General features: G+C 38.4%; 22 protein-coding genes. 19 read left to right on the top strand and 3 right to left on the bottom strand.

Features of this window, described 5'->3' with window-relative positions:
* Positions 1–406: 406 nt before the first annotated feature.
* Together ACP6PL_RS03680 and ACP6PL_RS03675 are read left to right on the top strand one after the other, a co-directional pair.
* Positions 407–1,315, top strand: coding sequence for a hypothetical protein (locus tag ACP6PL_RS03680; RefSeq protein ID WP_426542662.1), 909 nt, complete (start codon positions 407–409; stop codon positions 1,313–1,315).
* A gap of 39 nt (positions 1,316–1,354) precedes the next feature.
* Complete coding sequence (locus tag ACP6PL_RS03675) at positions 1,355–1,624, top strand: hypothetical protein (protein ID WP_426542660.1); 270 nt, start codon at positions 1,355–1,357, stop codon at positions 1,622–1,624.
* Positions 1,625–1,806: 182 nt separating this feature from the next.
* Here the strand turns inward: ACP6PL_RS03675 and ACP6PL_RS03670 are convergent, their stop codons facing one another.
* The 3 genes from ACP6PL_RS03670 to ndhN form a co-directional block, all read right to left on the bottom strand.
* Entirely contained in the window at positions 1,807–3,579 is a 1,773-nt protein-coding gene (locus tag ACP6PL_RS03670) for a R3H domain-containing nucleic acid-binding protein (RefSeq protein WP_426542658.1), read from the bottom strand.
* 88 nt (positions 3,580–3,667) lie between these two features.
* A complete protein-coding gene (gene ldpA / locus ACP6PL_RS03665; RefSeq protein ID WP_426542656.1) occupies positions 3,668–4,906 on the bottom strand; it encodes a circadian clock protein LdpA in 1,239 nt (412 codons plus the stop codon).
* Between the two features lie 284 nt (positions 4,907–5,190).
* Positions 5,191–5,667, bottom strand: a complete 477-nt coding sequence (gene ndhN / locus ACP6PL_RS03660) for an NAD(P)H-quinone oxidoreductase subunit N (protein WP_426542654.1) — start codon at positions 5,665–5,667, stop codon at positions 5,191–5,193.
* 769 nt (positions 5,668–6,436) lie between these two features.
* Here ndhN and rplC point away from each other — a divergent pair.
* The 17 genes from rplC (at position 6,437) to rpsE (ending at position 15,532) form a co-directional block, all read left to right on the top strand.
* Positions 6,437–7,120 (top strand): 50S ribosomal protein L3, encoded by a 684-nt coding sequence (gene rplC / locus ACP6PL_RS03655; protein WP_426542652.1) that lies wholly within the window; start codon positions 6,437–6,439, stop codon positions 7,118–7,120.
* Between the two features lie 22 nt (positions 7,121–7,142).
* Positions 7,143–7,781, top strand: coding sequence for a 50S ribosomal protein L4 (rplD, locus tag ACP6PL_RS03650; protein ID WP_426542650.1), 639 nt, complete (start codon positions 7,143–7,145; stop codon positions 7,779–7,781).
* Positions 7,771–8,076 (top strand): 50S ribosomal protein L23, encoded by a 306-nt coding sequence (locus tag ACP6PL_RS03645; RefSeq protein ID WP_426542648.1) that lies wholly within the window; start codon positions 7,771–7,773, stop codon positions 8,074–8,076. The genes rplD and ACP6PL_RS03645 overlap by 11 nt, the downstream gene beginning before the upstream one ends.
* Before the next feature lie 233 nt (positions 8,077–8,309).
* Complete coding sequence (gene rplB / locus ACP6PL_RS03640; protein WP_426542646.1) at positions 8,310–9,173, top strand: 50S ribosomal protein L2; 864 nt, start codon at positions 8,310–8,312, stop codon at positions 9,171–9,173.
* A 141-nt stretch (positions 9,174–9,314) separates the two neighbouring features.
* Positions 9,315–9,590, top strand: a complete 276-nt coding sequence (gene rpsS, locus ACP6PL_RS03635) for a 30S ribosomal protein S19 (protein WP_426542644.1) — start codon at positions 9,315–9,317, stop codon at positions 9,588–9,590.
* Positions 9,591–9,802: 212 nt separating this feature from the next.
* Positions 9,803–10,159 carry a 50S ribosomal protein L22 gene (gene rplV / locus ACP6PL_RS03630; protein WP_426542694.1) on the top strand — a complete coding sequence of 119 codons (357 nt, stop codon included), beginning with the start codon at positions 9,803–9,805 and terminating at the stop codon, positions 10,157–10,159.
* Positions 10,160–10,207: 48 nt separating this feature from the next.
* Complete coding sequence (rpsC, locus tag ACP6PL_RS03625) at positions 10,208–10,939, top strand: 30S ribosomal protein S3 (protein WP_426542642.1); 732 nt, start codon at positions 10,208–10,210, stop codon at positions 10,937–10,939.
* A gap of 98 nt (positions 10,940–11,037) precedes the next feature.
* Positions 11,038–11,460 carry a 50S ribosomal protein L16 gene (rplP, locus tag ACP6PL_RS03620; RefSeq protein WP_426542640.1) on the top strand — a complete coding sequence of 141 codons (423 nt, stop codon included), beginning with the start codon at positions 11,038–11,040 and terminating at the stop codon, positions 11,458–11,460.
* Between the two features lie 3 nt (positions 11,461–11,463).
* Positions 11,464–11,712, top strand: coding sequence for a 50S ribosomal protein L29 (gene rpmC, locus ACP6PL_RS03615; protein ID WP_426542638.1), 249 nt, complete (start codon positions 11,464–11,466; stop codon positions 11,710–11,712).
* Between the two features lie 122 nt (positions 11,713–11,834).
* The gene (rpsQ, locus tag ACP6PL_RS03610; RefSeq protein ID WP_426542636.1) at positions 11,835–12,083 is read left to right on the top strand and encodes a 30S ribosomal protein S17; all 249 of its coding nucleotides are present in this window, start codon (positions 11,835–11,837) and stop codon (positions 12,081–12,083) included.
* Between the two features lie 126 nt (positions 12,084–12,209).
* A complete protein-coding gene (gene rplN, locus ACP6PL_RS03605) occupies positions 12,210–12,578 on the top strand; it encodes a 50S ribosomal protein L14 (protein ID WP_426542634.1) in 369 nt (122 codons plus the stop codon).
* Positions 12,578–12,946: a 50S ribosomal protein L24 gene (rplX, locus tag ACP6PL_RS03600; protein ID WP_094672506.1), complete on the top strand. Its 369-nt coding sequence runs from the start codon at positions 12,578–12,580 to the stop codon at positions 12,944–12,946. Before rplN ends, rplX begins: the two co-directional genes overlap by 1 nt.
* A gap of 34 nt (positions 12,947–12,980) precedes the next feature.
* Positions 12,981–13,526, top strand: coding sequence for a 50S ribosomal protein L5 (gene rplE, locus ACP6PL_RS03595; RefSeq protein ID WP_426542631.1), 546 nt, complete (start codon positions 12,981–12,983; stop codon positions 13,524–13,526).
* Between the two features lie 27 nt (positions 13,527–13,553).
* Positions 13,554–13,955: a 30S ribosomal protein S8 gene (rpsH, locus tag ACP6PL_RS03590; RefSeq protein WP_426542629.1), complete on the top strand. Its 402-nt coding sequence runs from the start codon at positions 13,554–13,556 to the stop codon at positions 13,953–13,955.
* A gap of 86 nt (positions 13,956–14,041) precedes the next feature.
* The gene (rplF, locus tag ACP6PL_RS03585; protein ID WP_426542627.1) at positions 14,042–14,581 is read left to right on the top strand and encodes a 50S ribosomal protein L6; all 540 of its coding nucleotides are present in this window, start codon (positions 14,042–14,044) and stop codon (positions 14,579–14,581) included.
* A gap of 3 nt (positions 14,582–14,584) precedes the next feature.
* Entirely contained in the window at positions 14,585–14,947 is a 363-nt protein-coding gene (gene rplR / locus ACP6PL_RS03580) for a 50S ribosomal protein L18 (RefSeq protein ID WP_426542625.1), read from the top strand.
* A 51-nt stretch (positions 14,948–14,998) separates the two neighbouring features.
* The gene (rpsE, locus tag ACP6PL_RS03575) at positions 14,999–15,532 is read left to right on the top strand and encodes a 30S ribosomal protein S5 (protein ID WP_426542623.1); all 534 of its coding nucleotides are present in this window, start codon (positions 14,999–15,001) and stop codon (positions 15,530–15,532) included.
* Positions 15,533–15,606 lie beyond the last annotated feature (74 nt).

Below are 15,606 nucleotides of genomic sequence, written 5' to 3'. Positions count from 1 at the left end.
TAGCGACTACTATAATTACTGTTAATTTTAGGGAGGGTTTTCCCCACCTTTTTTTTCAGTTATCAGGTCTAGTAGAGTGTATTAGCGGAGCTTAACGCACTGTAAAACTTAGGATAATTTGATAATTAGTAGTAATAGCGACTACTATAATTACTGTTAATTTTAGGGAGGGTTTTCCCCACCTTTTTTTATAGAAATTTTTGATAATAATTTTATATGATGGAATTTGATTTAAGGTAATACCTTCTGATTTCTAGGCAAACTAAATTTTTAATATAGATAAGATTATGATTGCTCAACTGCAAGATATTATCCCTGCACTGATTGGCTTTTTTTTAGGATTAATAGTTTTAGTGTATTTTATGCATAAGGAAAATCCCTTGAGCATTATAGTTTCAGTGTTTTTATGCTTAAGGAAAAACCCTTTGGCATCATAATTTCCAGTATCTCTTTTATATTGTTACCGTTTATTTTTGAAATCATATCAGTAAATGTTAATAATATAAACACCTTTTTTGAGGGATATCAGTATATATTAAATTTTCCATTAGTAACTATTTTAGCAACGACAGCAAGTATGTTTCTAGGTAATACTTTGATTAGGTATTTCACTGATAGAAAAGAAAAAACAGAATTTGCTGTACTATTTATTAATGCGATAGAGTCTCATATCAGTGATTTATCCAAAATTAATTCGAGTATCTTAGAAATAAGAAAACGCATAATAATAATAAGACATATATCGGGTGAAGAAGATGTTGAAACTTATAAGGGTGGAGAAGATGTGGAAATTTATAAGGGTGGAGAAGATTGTAAAATTTATAAATTAAGTCTAATTGAGAATAAAAGTTATGATACTGCTTTTGACAAAATAGGTATCTTCAATGAAAGTGAAATTGATTTAGCATCACTTTACAATAAATATCTAAAAGAATCTCTATACTTGATAGATATTTTCTGTAGGCAGTATTTTACTAAAATTCAAATAGTTATACCTATTACACAAATTTTAGGATGCTTATGTATCTATCAGTTATCTTTGAACTATTCACGACAATATTCTGCTAAATATAGAGAAAATTTTTTAGAAGAATGTAGCTATATATTGACACTGTTTGTGGAGACGAATTTATTTCCTAATTACTCTTATTATACAGAATCCTCTATCATAAGTAGAAATATGTCTGATTCTTTAATTGAGGTATTAAAATACATAAGAGAAAAGTACAGAAAAATTGATAAAGCTAAAGACACTAATAACCGACAACCAGTTTACTTATTTAGAGCCTTAATTAACAATATCAGTTCACGATAAATACAAATAGGTAGTGGATATGATGATAAACAGACTTCGATGATGATGGATATTATTTTAGCTCAAGAAACTTTTATAAAATTCACATCGGAAATACCTGATGCCACTTTAATCAATAATATGAAAACCGCTCTAAAAAGTTACATAACAAAAAAAATCGAGAAGGTGGAGGAAATTTCTGAAAAAAAGATAACCTTCAATGAAGATATTGATAAATTTATTGCAGAAAACTGCGAATATGAATCATACATTATTTCACCTTGGGGAAAAGATATTGATTCAGTTAAAATGAAATTTAGTGAGATTTGAAAGAGAATTGAGAAATAGCGGTGCATTACATTTCATTTTCATATCGCGAAGCATAACGCACCATAACATTTAGGATAAACGGTGCGTTACATTTCATTTTCATGTCACGCAGTGAAACGCACCCTACCAGAACTTAATCCGTATATCCGTGCCATCATCCGTGTGAGCCACACTCTCTTCAACTACGCTGGATAAATACGCAAACGTCGGTTAGGTTCATCCCCAAAACTAGCAGACTTTAAGCGATAATGCTCAACCAACTCATGCTGCATCTTACGCACCTTCGGAGACCGAGGTAAAAGCTCAACAGGTTGCCCCTTCGGAATCACAATTTGCTCCACCGCCAACCGTGTTTCCTCCAATGCCTCCATCTCATCCTCAGAAGCTGAAGCAGCAAACAAATTCAAATCAGCAAACTCAGGAGTAGCAGGATCTTCCATATCCAATAGCCGTCGCAACGCCTTAGCAATTTGAGGCAAACCGCTATTCTTAATCACATGAATAGGTACATGACGACTCTTAGCCGCATGACGTAACTTAGATTGTTTCCGTGTGTGCGATCGCAAAGCCAAAACCACATCCGCACTATCAATATCCTTAGTCAAAACCACAGGCAAACCCAAAGTAGTAATCACCTGTTCCATTTGATGACGTGGAATAGCATAAGGATAGATATGCAAAGGCAAATCTTCACCATTTGGCCCCGTATCTTTAGCTTCCCAACGTCCTGCTGTATCAGGAGAAAACATCCCTTTGCCAGATAAAGACTCATCTAACAACTTTTCAAAAGACTTTGCTTCAGAAAACTCTGCTGGTTGACTAATTTGACCTGTCTTCGACAACGGCATCATATAACCAGAATCCCGAAAACCACCACCCGAAGTCAACATTTCCCCCGACTGTCGGAGTAATCCTCCTGCATTATGATTAACACCCGAACCCAAGCCAGTGGGAGTATTAAACTCTCGTTTAATCTTCACTTCACCAGTATCATCCATAGTCCTCACCTGTGGATTAGGTTTTTGCCCCCGCAGCAAAGCATCAACAGTATTAGCCACCTGCTCGTGAACCACCCAACGATGCCTTTCCAACATTTCCACAGCAATTTCAAAAGTTGGGGGTGCTTTACGTTCCAAAACAGTCTTTTGAGAACCCCGTCGTCGTGCCTCATCATCTCCCAAAGTGACAGCCTGAATACCCCCGATTAAATCCGATAAAGTTGGATTTTTCACCAAATTTTCAATCTGATTTCCATGAGCAGTACCCACCAATTGCACGCCACGTTCTGCAATTGTTCTCGCTGCCAGAGCTTCCAATTCTGTGCCAATCTCATCAATCACAATCACCTCTGGCATATGATTTTCCACTGCCTCAATCATTACTCGATGCTGTTGTTCAGGACTAGCAACTTGCATCCGGCGGGCACGACCAATAGCAGGGTGAGGAATATCTCCATCTCCAGCAATTTCATTAGAAGTATCGATAATTACGACCCGTTTTTCTAGTTCATCAGCCAGCACCCTGGCAATTTCTCGTAGTGCCGTTGTTTTTCCTACACCCGGGCGACCAAGCATCAAAATTGACCTTCCCGTTTCGACCAATTCACGAATCATAGCAATTGTGCCAAATACTGCCCGCCCCACTCGGCAAGTCAAACCAATAACTTCTCCAGTGCGGTTACGCATAGCACTAATTCGGTGTAGCGTCTGCTCAATACCTGCTCGATTATCGCTGCTAAAATTGCCAATTCGTTCTATAGAATAACTGAGGTCTTTTCTCGAAACAGGAATTTCTCCCAGATATTCTGCGTGGGATGGAAAACGAGCTTCTGGGAGACGACCCAGATCCATCACAATTTCAATCAGATGATTTCGCTCTTGATGCTGCTGTAATGGCCGTCTGATTTGATCCGGCACAATTTCTAATAATCTATAAAGGTCGTCTGTAATGTGCATTCTTTGTTTAAAGTGACTTTATCTACATGGGTGATAAAAGAGATCGATGAGAGGCAAAAACTGAAACCTTGGTTTATGAAAGCTCACATTAATTCAGACTCTTGCCTATCTCCAATCTTTTAATTTGGGAAACTAGAGAATTAGCTAAACTGACAGCTTCCCAAAGAATTTCTGGTACAGTTTCTAGCTTTGTTAGTTGAGAGTTTTTACTCCGGTGTTGATTAACGTCATTTACCTTGACACCAGTTCCCTCACAGGCAAATTCAATTGCTTTTAGTTGTAATTTGTGCATTTTTTCTAATTTTTCCAAAATTGGTGACAACAGAACACGGGCGTAACTACCATAAGCTACACCAGCAACAAATTTATTTTCTGAAATGGGAGTATTTAAATTATTGATGGATTCTTTGTCTTGTTCCTGGATCTTGTTTGCTAGCAAACCCGCAGCCATTAGCTTGGCTATGGTAGAATTGTTTGTACCACCTGCTAGTTGTACATACCCTGGTAATCGTGCATCTAGCACCTTTTGACTCAATTTAATTGTAGCTGCGGTAGTACCTGCCCCAATATCTCCACTCATTGGCTTACCATCAGTTTGCCAAATTAGAGTACAAGGAAGAGGAGAGATAATTTCATAGAGACTATGTAAATATTCTATTAGCCCTTCCCCATCCGGGCAACTAATTGCTATTAGTTTTAACTGATTTACCCAAGGTTTTATACTTTTCCAGAGTCGCTGAAAATCAGTTTCTCTTCCAACTTGGGTATGAATTTCTATAGCATCTACACCAGTCGGCAATACTAATGATGCAATAGAACTAGGAGTAGATACATAAGAGCGAGCCTGTATTAGTTGATTAGGACATACAGACAAACACCTGCCACAACCGTAGCAAAGTTCATCTATCACTCCTGAATAGTCAGGTATTACACCATCTCTATTTTCAGAAAAAACTATAGCTTCTGCTGGACATACTTTCTCACAAGGTCGCCAACAGTCTGTAGGGCAAATGGCGGAGTCAAACTCAGCTTTCCGAAAATGAGGATCTTCTCCATCATTGATGCTGACCATGATCAATGGCCTTGCTTGGCCGGCCAATCCTCGATTTTTGGCCCAAGTATTGAGCCTAGATGCAACTTCCACAGCCTCTTTCGCCGCAGCGATCGCTGCTGGATCTGCAGCCACATCAATACAATCTGCACCTGCCAAAGTATAAGCTAATGTTAAATTTCTCACCGTTGGCAGGTGTTGAAAGCTGGCCCCACAGATCAACTTAAACCAGTGGCCTTCTTTTAGGGAATTTAAAGGATAGTAGCGTTCTCTCACGCTTATATGGTAGCTTTTAGCTCAAAAAAATCCGAGGTACAAAGGTGAAGTACCCCAACAAAGATTTATTATAGTTGAGGTTTTGTCTTTCACCCACTAATGCCTCACTAGACAAATTATGGATTAGACTTATCTGGTATCTATTAGTTCTTACCTATAGAATCCATTTAGAATCAATGGTGATTAAATCTTTGAGGTACGGAGTAGTAAGTGGAATAGAGGCAATACAAGAAAAAGATTGAAAAATACTCCCCTGCTCCCCTACTCCCTCACTCCCCTAATCCCTAAGCAGGTACCAAAGTATCTTGAAGTGGTGTCCACCTAAAGAAGCGATCGCCACCCATTTCCACGATGACCTTTACTCGTGGTTCCGACTTAGGTAGGCCAGTTAAATACTCAATTTCTTGACTAGATAAAATCTGACCTTCTATAATCCACAGAATCAAACCCTTAGCCTTAGATGGTAAATGTTCCAATTTATAGCTAACAATTGGTGGTACATAGTAGACATAGCCAACCGCTGCACCATTACCTACAGTTTTCTTACCTAAGTGAGGAGGTCTAACTCCATGTACCCCTGTGAGATACATGGCCAAATCACCTAATCCTCTAGCAGTAATATTGTGAGTTACATAGCCAGAAGCTCTTAAACGACGTTGATACCGCCCTTCAAATCCTCCTTCCAAAGGAACATAAACGGCCAAAGATCCAGACTTCTCTAAATCCCGAATTATTCCTCGACCAGTTGTAATCAATGCCATGCTTAATTTTGTCCCTAAATTCTTAGATCCTAGCTGATTATACTTGGTCTACATTATAGTTACTTAAACCAAAGATACTTGTGTTCCTAGCAACTTCAAAAAAAAATTGTTTCAACCTCTAGACAAGTATTAGTAAATAATATACAATAATATATTGTCGCCGAAAAAAGGTTTGTTTGGCCTTTAAGGCATTAACCACCTATTTTTATGTAACAAAGTAAAGTAAGGATAAGACTAATCCATACTTAACTTATAGGATGAAATAGGAATTATTTGTTAGAGGCTGTTAACAAATAATCAAACGGATACTGAGTGGCAAGCTACTCAAGTCCTGGCGAATATACAGTCATAACTAGATAAATTAAAGACAACAAAGTTAAAAAAATAATATCGTCTTCAACAGGCGATAAGGTTTTTTACTGCTAAGTATTAGTTCCTGAATTTATCTGAATAAATATGGTGTCAAAGTATTGCGGGTTATTGCCTGCAAGTACGAGACCTAACTGAGATGCAATTCTCTATAAATAGTCTATATTAAAACATCTAGATTCAGGACTTACACACCCAAACAAGAAACCAGGTTTATTACCCTGATTATTATTTTTAAAATTAGGAAATATCATTGATAGACCTGGTTTTTGCGTAAGTCCTACAGATTAATAGTATGATTTACGACTTGGAAATAGATATGTCATTAGAATAATAAAAATGATGATTTATTTCCATTAATATAATGTTGTAGTGCATAAAAAAATAAAGGAGAGCGACAGTGGTAGTTGGTATCCTTGGCACAAAACTAGGCATGACACAAGTATTTGAAGCTGAAACCGGAAAAGCAATTCCTGTAACAGTTGTTCAAGCCGGACCATGTGTAGTTACCCAAATCAAAACTGAACAAACAGATGGTTATACTGCAGTTCAAATTGGATATGGTGAAGCCAAAAATAAAACCCGTAAACTAAATACAAAAGAACCAAAAGAAGTTAATAAATATTTAACCAATGCTCAACAAGGGCATTTAGTTAAATCAGGTGGTACTCCCTTACGTCATCTACGAGAATACAGAGTAGACAATACAGGTAACTTTGAATTAGGTCAACAAATAAAAGTCGATCTATTTGAAGCAGGTCAACTGGTAGATGTGACAGGAAAAAGTATCGGAAAAGGCTTTGCTGGTTATCAAAAACGTCATAACTTTAGACGTGGACCAATGGCACACGGTTCTAAAAACCACCGTTTACCAGGTTCTACAGGCCCAGGAACAACTCCAGGACGTGTTTATCCAGGTAAGAAAATGGCAGGGCAGTTAGGAAACGTGAGAGTCACTACTAGAAAACTCAAAGTCGTGAGAATAGATGACGAACGTAACTTATTGCTGATTAAAGGAACTATTCCTGGTAAACCAGGTGCATTAATTAGTATTGCTCCAGCAAACATAGTAGGTCAAAAATAGAAAAAATTTTTGAGAAAAAAAGATGGTTGATTGTGTCATAAAAAACTGGCAAGGTGAAGAAACTGGGCAAGCAACTCTCAACTTACGAGTAGCGAAAGAAGAAAGTGCCGCTCATGTTGTTCACAGATCCCTAAGACTACAAATGGCAAATAACCGCCAGGGAACAGCCAGCACCAAAACCAGATCGGAAGTTAGAGGTGGTGGTCGTAAACCTTGGCGACAAAAAGGAACAGGAAGAGCAAGAGCAGGTTCAATTCGTTCGCCCCTATGGCGAGGTGGTGGTGTAATTTTTGGTCCTAAACCAAGAGACTATTCCCACAAACTCAACCGTAAGGAAAAACGTCTGGCACTTAGCACTGCTTTCCAAAGTCGCTCAGAAGATTTAACAGTTATAGAAGACTTTGCGGAACAATTCACAAAACCAAAAACTAAAGAATTAATGCAAGCGATCGCTCGTTGGGGAGTAGATACAGAAGCAAAAATTCTTTTGGTTTTACCAGAGAAACAAGAAAACGTATATTTGTCAGGTCGTAACGTTGCCAAGCTAAAAATAATCCTAGCCAACAATTTGAATATTTACGATATTCTAGCAGCAGACAAAATTATAGCAACTGCAACAGCAATTGCGAAAATTCAGGAGGTCTACGGAGATGAAACTTGATTCACGAGACTTAGTAGATATTATTAAAAACCCAGTTGTCACAGAAAAAGCTACTAGGTTAATGGAGCTAAATCAATATACATTTGATGTAGATCCAAGGGCAACAAAGCCAATGATCAAAGAAGTAATTGAGCAATTGTTTGAGGTAAAAGTCACAGGTATCAATACCCTAAACTTACCAAGAAAAAAACGCAGAGTAGGCAAATTTATAGGTTTTAAACCTCGATATAAAAGAGCTATTGTCACCCTAGAAGATGGGGAACCAATTAGAAAAATTCTGTTCCCAGACCTATAACGAAGTTAGAAGTCAGAAGTCAGAAGTTGTTTTTGTAACGGGGATTTCTGAAGCTAAGAATTCAGAAGTTAAATTCTTACTTTAGTGACGCGTGATAGAACTAGAAAAAATATTTAACTGATAACTGCTAACTGATTAAAATGCGGGCTTTTGGCTCCGATTATTTTGATAAAAAATCTCTGAGCAATTTAAAGCAATTAATCTGTAAAATATATTGGCATAGATCATAAATTATGGGTATTCGTTCCTACCGACCCTATACATCAAGTACCCGAGAACAGAGTGTTTCCGACTTCGCGGAAGTAACTCGCTCGAAACCAGAAAAATCTCTGGTAAAATTCAAACATAGAAAAAAGGGTCGTAATAACCGTGGTGTAATAACCTGTCGTCACCGAGGCGGAGGTAGTAAGAAACTATATCGTATTATAGACTTCCATCGTAACAAACATAATATTCCAGCTAAAGTAGCAGCAATAGAATACGATCCCAACCGGAATGCCAGAATAGCATTACTACATTATCAAGATGGAGAAAAACGCTATATCCTACATCCAGTCGGATTAAAAGTTGGTACATTAATCACCTCTGGCGTCAACGCTCCACTAGAGATCGGCAACGCTTTACCTCTAAGTAAAATTCCCTTGGGTACAGACGTTCATAACATAGAACTAGTTCCTGGTAAAGGAGGACAAATAGCGCGTTCTGCTGGTGCTGTAGCTCAAGTAGTAGCTAAAGAAGGTGAGTATGTAACAATCAAACTCCCCTCTGGTGAACGACGTAAAATCAGAGCAAGCTGCTATGCAACTCTAGGCCAAATAGGCAATATTGAGCATAGGAATATTAGTCTAGGTAAAGCAGGCCGTAATCGCTGGAAAGGCAAGAGACCAACTGTTAGAGGTAGTGTGATGAACCCAGTCGATCACCCTCATGGTGGTGGTGAAGGTCGGGCACCAGTTGGTAGAAGTGGACCTGTTACTCCTTGGGGTAAGCCAGCATTGGGCAAGAAAACCCGTAAGAAGAAAAAACAGAGTGATGCTTTAATCGTACAACGTCGCCGTAAATCATCGAAACGAGGCAAAGGTGGTCGTCAAAGCTAAAACTAAGAAGCGGTCAGCACTCAGCAAAATCATTTGTTTTAAGGTTTACAAGGGGAGATTTTTTAACCCCTAGCTCTAAAAACTGATAGCTAGTATAAGTTCTCGAATTTTAATTGTATTCAATCAACGATAAATTCAATTATGTCTCGTTCATTAAAAAAAGGACCATTCATAGCAGATCATCTGTTGAAGAAAATAGAAGCTTTAAACGCTAAAAATGAAAAACAGGTAATTAAAACTTGGTCAAGAGCTTCAACCATTATCCCTGATATGGTAGGTCATACGATCGCCGTACACAATGGACGTCAGCACGTTCCTGTTTTCGTCTCCGATCAGATGGTAGGTCATAAATTAGGTGAATTTGCACCGACTAGGACATATCGAGGTCACGGTTCAGATAGAAAGTCAAAAAGATAAATAACAAGACCTACCACCCAAACAAAAAACCGGGTTTATTACCCTAATTATAGTTGTTTTGATTTAAACAACTATTAATTTAAGAGATACGGTCAGCTTGATCGTCAATACTTGTGGATGAGTAACCGCCTACGGCCTCAGTTGAAGCAGGAACTAAACATCAGATTGTCACGTTATGTGAGGTTTGTATCAGTTTTATGGAGCAGAAAGGTATGCCTGTAGATACCAGTACAGAAGTAAAAGCAATAGCCCGCTATATCCGAATGTCTCCGTTTAAAGTACGGCGCGTGCTTGACCAAATTCGTGGCATTTCTTACCGGGAAGCATTAATTATACTTGAATTTATGCCATACCGAGCCTGCATTCCGATTCGGAAACTATTACGTTCAGCAGCAGCAAATGCCGAGCATAACCAAGGAATAGATCCAGAAACCTTAGTTATATCTAAGGCTTTTGCGGACCAAGGCCCTTGCTTGCCACGTTATCGACCCCGTGCTCAAGGTCGTGCTTACAAAATTCGTAAGCCTACCTGTCACATTACAGTCGCAGTTGCTTCTTTAGTCGATTAAGTAAGCTGAGGAATTTCTCAATTAGATAAAAACACTAAATTAAGAGTAATGGGACAAAAAATACATCCAACTGGTTTTAGGCTAGGTATTACCCAAGAGCATCGTTCTCGTTGGTACGCTGACGCTAAGAACTATCCAGACCTGTTGGAAGAAGACTACAAAATTCGTAAATATGTAAAGGCAACTCTTGCTAATGCAGGAATTTCTCAAATCAGGATTGAGAGAAAAGCAGAGCAGATAGACTTAGAAGTTAGCACAGCCAGGCCAGGTGTAGTAGTTGGTCGAGGTGGAGCAGGTATTGATTCTTTGAGGGTCGGCTTACAAAAACTTTTGGGTAGCAACCGTCAAATTAGAATCAACGTTGTTGAAGTTACAAAAGTAGACACTGATGCCATGCTCATTGGTGAATACATCGCTCAACAACTAGAGAAAAGGGTATCTTTTCGCCGAGTTGTACGTCAAGCTATAACTAGAGCGCAAAAGGCTGGTGTAGAAGGTATTAAGGTACAAGTAAGTGGCAGGGTCAACGGAGCAGAAATTGCTCGGACTGAAGTGACAAGAGAAGGTAGTGTACCCTTACATACATTGAGAGCTGATATCGATTATGCCTACTGTACTGCTAAAACAATTTACGGTATCCTCGGTATTAAAGTTTGGATTTTCAAAGGAGAAATAATTCCTGGTCAAGAAGAAATTGCCAGTGCTCAAGAAAGGCAACCAAAACGTAGACAACAAAAACGTCGTCAGCAATATGAGGACAGGTCTAACGATCAGAATTGAGAATTCTTACTCTGACTATTTTTTTCCCTAAAGTATAGTTAACTACTCTGGAGACTTCTAGATCAGAAAATACCAAATCAAGAACAAAATAGTAGACTATGTTAAGTCCTAAAAGAACAAAATTCCGCAAACAGCAACGCGGACGGATGAGAGGTAATGCTAATAGTGGCAATACCATTGCCTTCGGGCAATACGCACTCCAAGCATTAGAACCTTCTTGGATTACTTCCCGTCAAATAGAAGCTGCTCGTCGTGCCATGACTCGTTACATCCGTAGGGGTGGAAAAATCTGGATTCGTGTGTTTCCAGATAAACCAGTTACAATGAGAGCAGCAGAAACTCGTATGGGATCTGGTAAAGGTGCTCCTGAATACTGGGTGGCTGTGGTCAAACCAGGTCGTATTATGTTTGAGTTGGGCGGGGTGGCAGAAGACATAGCTCGTGAAGCTATGCGCTTGGCATCATTTAAGTTGCCAATTAAGACAAAGTTTATTGTACGCGAGGAGCCTAAGGAGGATTAATTTATGCCTTTCCCGAAAATATCAGAAGTCAGGGAATTGAGTGATGAAGAACTAACTGCTGAAATAGTTAAAGTTAAGCGAGAATTGTTCGATTTACGCATCCTCAAAGGTACAGGAAGAATGGAAAAACCACACCTGTTCAAGCATAACCGCCATCGACTGGCTCAGTTATTAACAATAGAAAAAGAACGGGAATTAGCTAAAGTCGTAGAAGCTTCTACTTCCATTGAAACAGAAGAAAGCCCTGAGTAAAAATCAAAAATTAATAGGTGTTACAGTTAATAAAATATTTGTTGTTAACACTTGATAAGAATTTTATTTATAGGGTAAAAATAAAGAACACTTTATAACTCATAAAATAGAGAAGGAAAATTATGGCAGCTAAAGAAAGAGTGGGTGTAGTTGTCAGCAACAAAATGCAGAAAACAATAGTGGTAGCAGTAGAAAACCGCTCTGCTCACCCTAGGTACGGTAAAACAGTTGTTAAAACTAAAAAATATAAAGTTCACGACGAGGAAAATAAATGTAACGAAGGCGATCGCGTTCGGATTACAGAAACTCGGCCTCTGAGTCGTACTAAACGTTGGCAAGTTGCTGAAATAATTAATTCTAAGGTTAGTTAATGGTTGATTTTATTAGTCTTAGTAAAACTATTGAAACTATTAAAGTTAAAAACATTAAAATCCCAACTAAACTTAAGAAATAAAATTGGTTTGGCATAAACATCTAGAAATTTCAGAAAAACCACCATGATTCAACAAGAAAGTGTATTAAATGTCGCTGATAATAGCGGTGCCCGCAAAATAATGTGTATCCGTGTAATCGGTGGTGGAAATCGTCGCTATGCACGCATAGGTGATGTAATTATAGGTGTAGTTAAAGACGCATCTCCTAATATGGCTGTGAAAAAGTCAGATGTAGTTAGAGCTGTTGTTGTTAGAACTAAAAAAGGTCTGCGCCGAGATAGTGGTATGAGCATTAGGTTTGATGATAACGCAGCAGTTATCATTAACCAAGATGGAAATCCACGGGGAACTCGCGTATTCGGCCCAGTAGCTCGTGAATTACGAGACAAAAATTTTACTAAAATTGTATCCCTAGCACCGGAGGTACTGTAATGTCTAGAAAGAAAAAACCCTTGATGACTGCCAGGGGAAAACCTGTACGCTATAAAATTCACGTTAAGAAAGGTGACACAGTTCAAGTAATTGCTGGAAAAGATAAAGGTAAGGTAGGTGAAATCCTCCAAGTATTGCCAAAAATCAGCAAAGTTGTTGTTAAAGATGTTAACGTCAAAACAAAGCACGTTAAACCTCAGCAAGAAGGAGAATCAGGTAAAATTGTTACTGTTGAAGCTCCGATTCATAGTTCTAACGTGATGCTCTATTCTACTAAAGAAAAAGTAGCTAGTCGTATTTGTTATACATTTACAGAAGACGGTCGTAAAGTCCGAAAGCTCAAAAAAACAGGAGAAATTATTGATTAAACCCAAGTAAATTCTTCAACTAATAAGCAAAATTATGGCAGAAAGACTAAAGAAATATTACCATGAAAAAATTGTTCCTAAACTAATGGAGCAATTTAAGTATAAAAATATTCACCAAGTACCAAAGCTGGTAAAAGTAACAGTTAATCGTGGTTTAGGGGAAGCATCTCAAAATGCCAAAGCCTTAGATTCATCTATGAAGGAAATGGCTACAATTACAGGTCAAAAACCAGTAGTAACTAGGGCAAAGAAAGCGATCGCTGGGTTTAAAATTCGTCAAGGAATGCCAGTAGGAGTTATGGTTACTCTACGTTCTGAAAGAATGTATGAATTTCTAGATCGACTAATTAATTTAGCATTACCTAGAATTAGAGATTTTCGAGGCATAAATCCTAAAAGCTTTGATGGTCGAGGCAATTATAGTTTAGGCGTCAAAGAACAACTGATTTTTCCAGAGATAGAATATGACAAGATCGATCAAATTCGAGGAATGGACATTTCAATTATTACCACAGCTAATAGTGATGAAGAAGGCCGTGCCCTACTTAAAGAAATGGGAATGCCCTTCCAGAGTAATTAACTAAAGAGTTAAAGAAAAGGGGAAAAAATGGCGGCTAACGACACAATATCAGATATGTTGACGCGAATTCGCAACTCTTGCATGGCGCAACATACAACAACAAAAGTTCCAGCAACAAAGATGACTCGCAGTATTGCCAAAGTCTTGAAAGAGGAAGGTTTTATTGGTGAGTTTGAACAGGAAGGAGAAGGTATTAAGAAATACTTAGTAATTTCTTTAAAATATAAAGGCAAAAATCGCCAACCTATCATTAGATATCTGAAGCGAGTTAGTAAACCAGGACTGCGGGTTTATAAAAATCGTAAAGAATTACCACGGGTTTTAGGTGGAATAGGAATAGCTATTATTTCTACATCTAGTGGAATTATGACTGATAGAGAAGCTAGAAAAAGAGGCATCGGCGGAGAAGTTCTTTGCTATGTTTGGTAATATAACCAACATGAATAGTTAGCTATTCATCAAGCAAAACAAAAAAAACAGCTAGCAACCTAAATACCTAAATATAAGAAGAAGTTATGTCACGAATTGGTAAACTTCCAATCCCAATACCGAAGAAAGTGACCATTACCATTGAAGGTCAAAAAGTAACAGTCAAAGGTCCTAAAGGTGAACTTTCTAGGGTATTGCCACCTGAAATAGCCGTGGAACAACAAGAAGAAACTATCATTGTTAAACCACAAGAAGAGTCTCGCCGGGCACGCCAGCGATATGGTTTGTGTCGCACCCTCGTTGCCAATATGGTTGAAGGTGTATCTAAAGGATATGAAAAGCGACTATTAATTCAAGGTGTAGGTTATCGTGCCCAAGTTCAAGGCAAGACTTTGGTATTAAACGTGGGTTACAGTAAACCAGTCGAAATGCCTGCTCCTGAAGGTATTCAGGTGGCGGTAGAAAATAATACCAATGTCATTGTTAATGGTATTAATAAAGAATTAGTGGGAAATACCGCAGCACGAATTCGTGCTGTTCGTCCACCAGAAGTATATAAGGGTAAAGGCATTCGTTATGCCGGAGAAATGATTAAACTCAAAGCGGGTAAGTCAGGTAAGAAATAAACAATGAAATACACTCGTCAAGACTCAATTAGAAAACGACATCGCCGAGTCCGGAAAAAGGTGTCTGGAACACCAGATCGTCCTAGGTTATCAGTGTTTCGCTCAAATATGCATATCTATGCACAAGTAATTGATGATACTAAACAGCATACCTTGGTTGCAGCCTCAACTGTAGAGCTAGAAGTAAAATCAAATGTGAAATCAGGATCTAACTGCGATGCTTCTACAGAAGTAGGAAAATTAATTGCCAAGCGATCGCTAGAAAAAGGAATAGAAAAAGTAGTTTTTGACCGTGGTGGAAATCTTTATCATGGTCGTGTTAAAGCCTTAGCTGAGGCAGCTCGTGAAGCTGGGTTAGACTTCTAAGTAATTACAAGTCACAGAAATAAACAATGAACTTGACAAAAGGTAAGAACTATGGCAGAGCAGCAACAACGTCGAAAAAAAAGCAGCCGTACAAAAGAGAAAGAAAGTGAATGGCAAGAAAGAGTTGTCCAAATTCGCCGAGTCACCAAAGTTGTAAAAGGTGGTAAAAACCTGAGTTTCCGGGCTATTGTTGTGGTCGGTAATGAGAAAGGTCAAGTAGGCGTAGGAGTAGGTAAGGCAGCAGATGTTATTGGTGCTGTTAAGAAAGGAGTGGCCGATGGTAAAAAACATATCATAGAAGTTCCACTCACAAAATCTAATTCTATTCCTCACCCAGTCAATGGTTTTGGTGGCGGAGCCAAAGTAATGATGCGACCAGCAGCACCAGGTACGGGAGTTATTGCAGGAGGAGCTGTCAGAACAGTTCTGGAACTTGCAGGTGTTCAGAATATATTAGCCAAACAGTTAGGCTCTAATAATCCATTAAACAATGCCAGAGCTGCTGTTAACGCTTTAGATGCCTTGAGAACATTAGCAGATGTAGCTCAAGAGCGAGATGTACCTATAGAAAATTTATATGTTTAGTCCCAAACTATACCACTGGTAAAAAAGAAGTCAGAAGTTAAATTCATAATGGCGACTGCTATAATAGCTAAATT

Source organism: Dapis purpurea BLCC-M126, from assembly GCF_050015975.1.
Taxonomy (GTDB): domain Bacteria; phylum Cyanobacteriota; class Cyanobacteriia; order Cyanobacteriales; family Microcoleaceae; genus Trichodesmium.
Note: the sequence above shows the minus strand (reverse complement) of the source record. Positions and strands in the feature narration are given on the sequence as shown.

What these genes read in the sequence shown, in the direction of transcription:
- ACP6PL_RS03680 (WP_426542662.1), top strand. Translation starts at nt 407, where the DNA reads ATGCTTAAGGAAAAACCCTTTGGCATCATAATTTCCAGTATCTCTTTT.
- ACP6PL_RS03675 (WP_426542660.1), top strand. Translation starts at nt 1,355, where the DNA reads ATGATGATGGATATTATTTTAGCTCAAGAAACTTTTATAAAATTCACA.
- ACP6PL_RS03670 (WP_426542658.1), bottom strand. Translation starts at nt 3,579, where the DNA reads ATGCACATTACAGACGACCTTTATAGATTATTAGAAATTGTGCCGGAT.
- ndhN (WP_426542654.1), bottom strand. Translation starts at nt 5,667, where the DNA reads ATGGCATTGATTACAACTGGTCGAGGAATAATTCGGGATTTAGAGAAG.
- rplD (WP_426542650.1), top strand. Translation starts at nt 7,143, where the DNA reads ATGGTTGATTGTGTCATAAAAAACTGGCAAGGTGAAGAAACTGGGCAA.
- ACP6PL_RS03645 (WP_426542648.1), top strand. Translation starts at nt 7,771, where the DNA reads ATGAAACTTGATTCACGAGACTTAGTAGATATTATTAAAAACCCAGTT.
- rplB (WP_426542646.1), top strand. Translation starts at nt 8,310, where the DNA reads ATGGGTATTCGTTCCTACCGACCCTATACATCAAGTACCCGAGAACAG.
- rpsS (WP_426542644.1), top strand. Translation starts at nt 9,315, where the DNA reads ATGTCTCGTTCATTAAAAAAAGGACCATTCATAGCAGATCATCTGTTG.
- rplV (WP_426542694.1), top strand. Translation starts at nt 9,803, where the DNA reads ATGCCTGTAGATACCAGTACAGAAGTAAAAGCAATAGCCCGCTATATC.
- rpsC (WP_426542642.1), top strand. Translation starts at nt 10,208, where the DNA reads ATGGGACAAAAAATACATCCAACTGGTTTTAGGCTAGGTATTACCCAA.
- rplP (WP_426542640.1), top strand. Translation starts at nt 11,038, where the DNA reads ATGTTAAGTCCTAAAAGAACAAAATTCCGCAAACAGCAACGCGGACGG.
- rpmC (WP_426542638.1), top strand. Translation starts at nt 11,464, where the DNA reads ATGCCTTTCCCGAAAATATCAGAAGTCAGGGAATTGAGTGATGAAGAA.
- rpsQ (WP_426542636.1), top strand. Translation starts at nt 11,835, where the DNA reads ATGGCAGCTAAAGAAAGAGTGGGTGTAGTTGTCAGCAACAAAATGCAG.
- rplN (WP_426542634.1), top strand. Translation starts at nt 12,210, where the DNA reads ATGATTCAACAAGAAAGTGTATTAAATGTCGCTGATAATAGCGGTGCC.
- rplX (WP_094672506.1), top strand. Translation starts at nt 12,578, where the DNA reads ATGTCTAGAAAGAAAAAACCCTTGATGACTGCCAGGGGAAAACCTGTA.
- rplE (WP_426542631.1), top strand. Translation starts at nt 12,981, where the DNA reads ATGGCAGAAAGACTAAAGAAATATTACCATGAAAAAATTGTTCCTAAA.
- rpsH (WP_426542629.1), top strand. Translation starts at nt 13,554, where the DNA reads ATGGCGGCTAACGACACAATATCAGATATGTTGACGCGAATTCGCAAC.
- rplF (WP_426542627.1), top strand. Translation starts at nt 14,042, where the DNA reads ATGTCACGAATTGGTAAACTTCCAATCCCAATACCGAAGAAAGTGACC.
- rplR (WP_426542625.1), top strand. Translation starts at nt 14,585, where the DNA reads ATGAAATACACTCGTCAAGACTCAATTAGAAAACGACATCGCCGAGTC.
- rpsE (WP_426542623.1), top strand. Translation starts at nt 14,999, where the DNA reads ATGGCAGAGCAGCAACAACGTCGAAAAAAAAGCAGCCGTACAAAAGAG.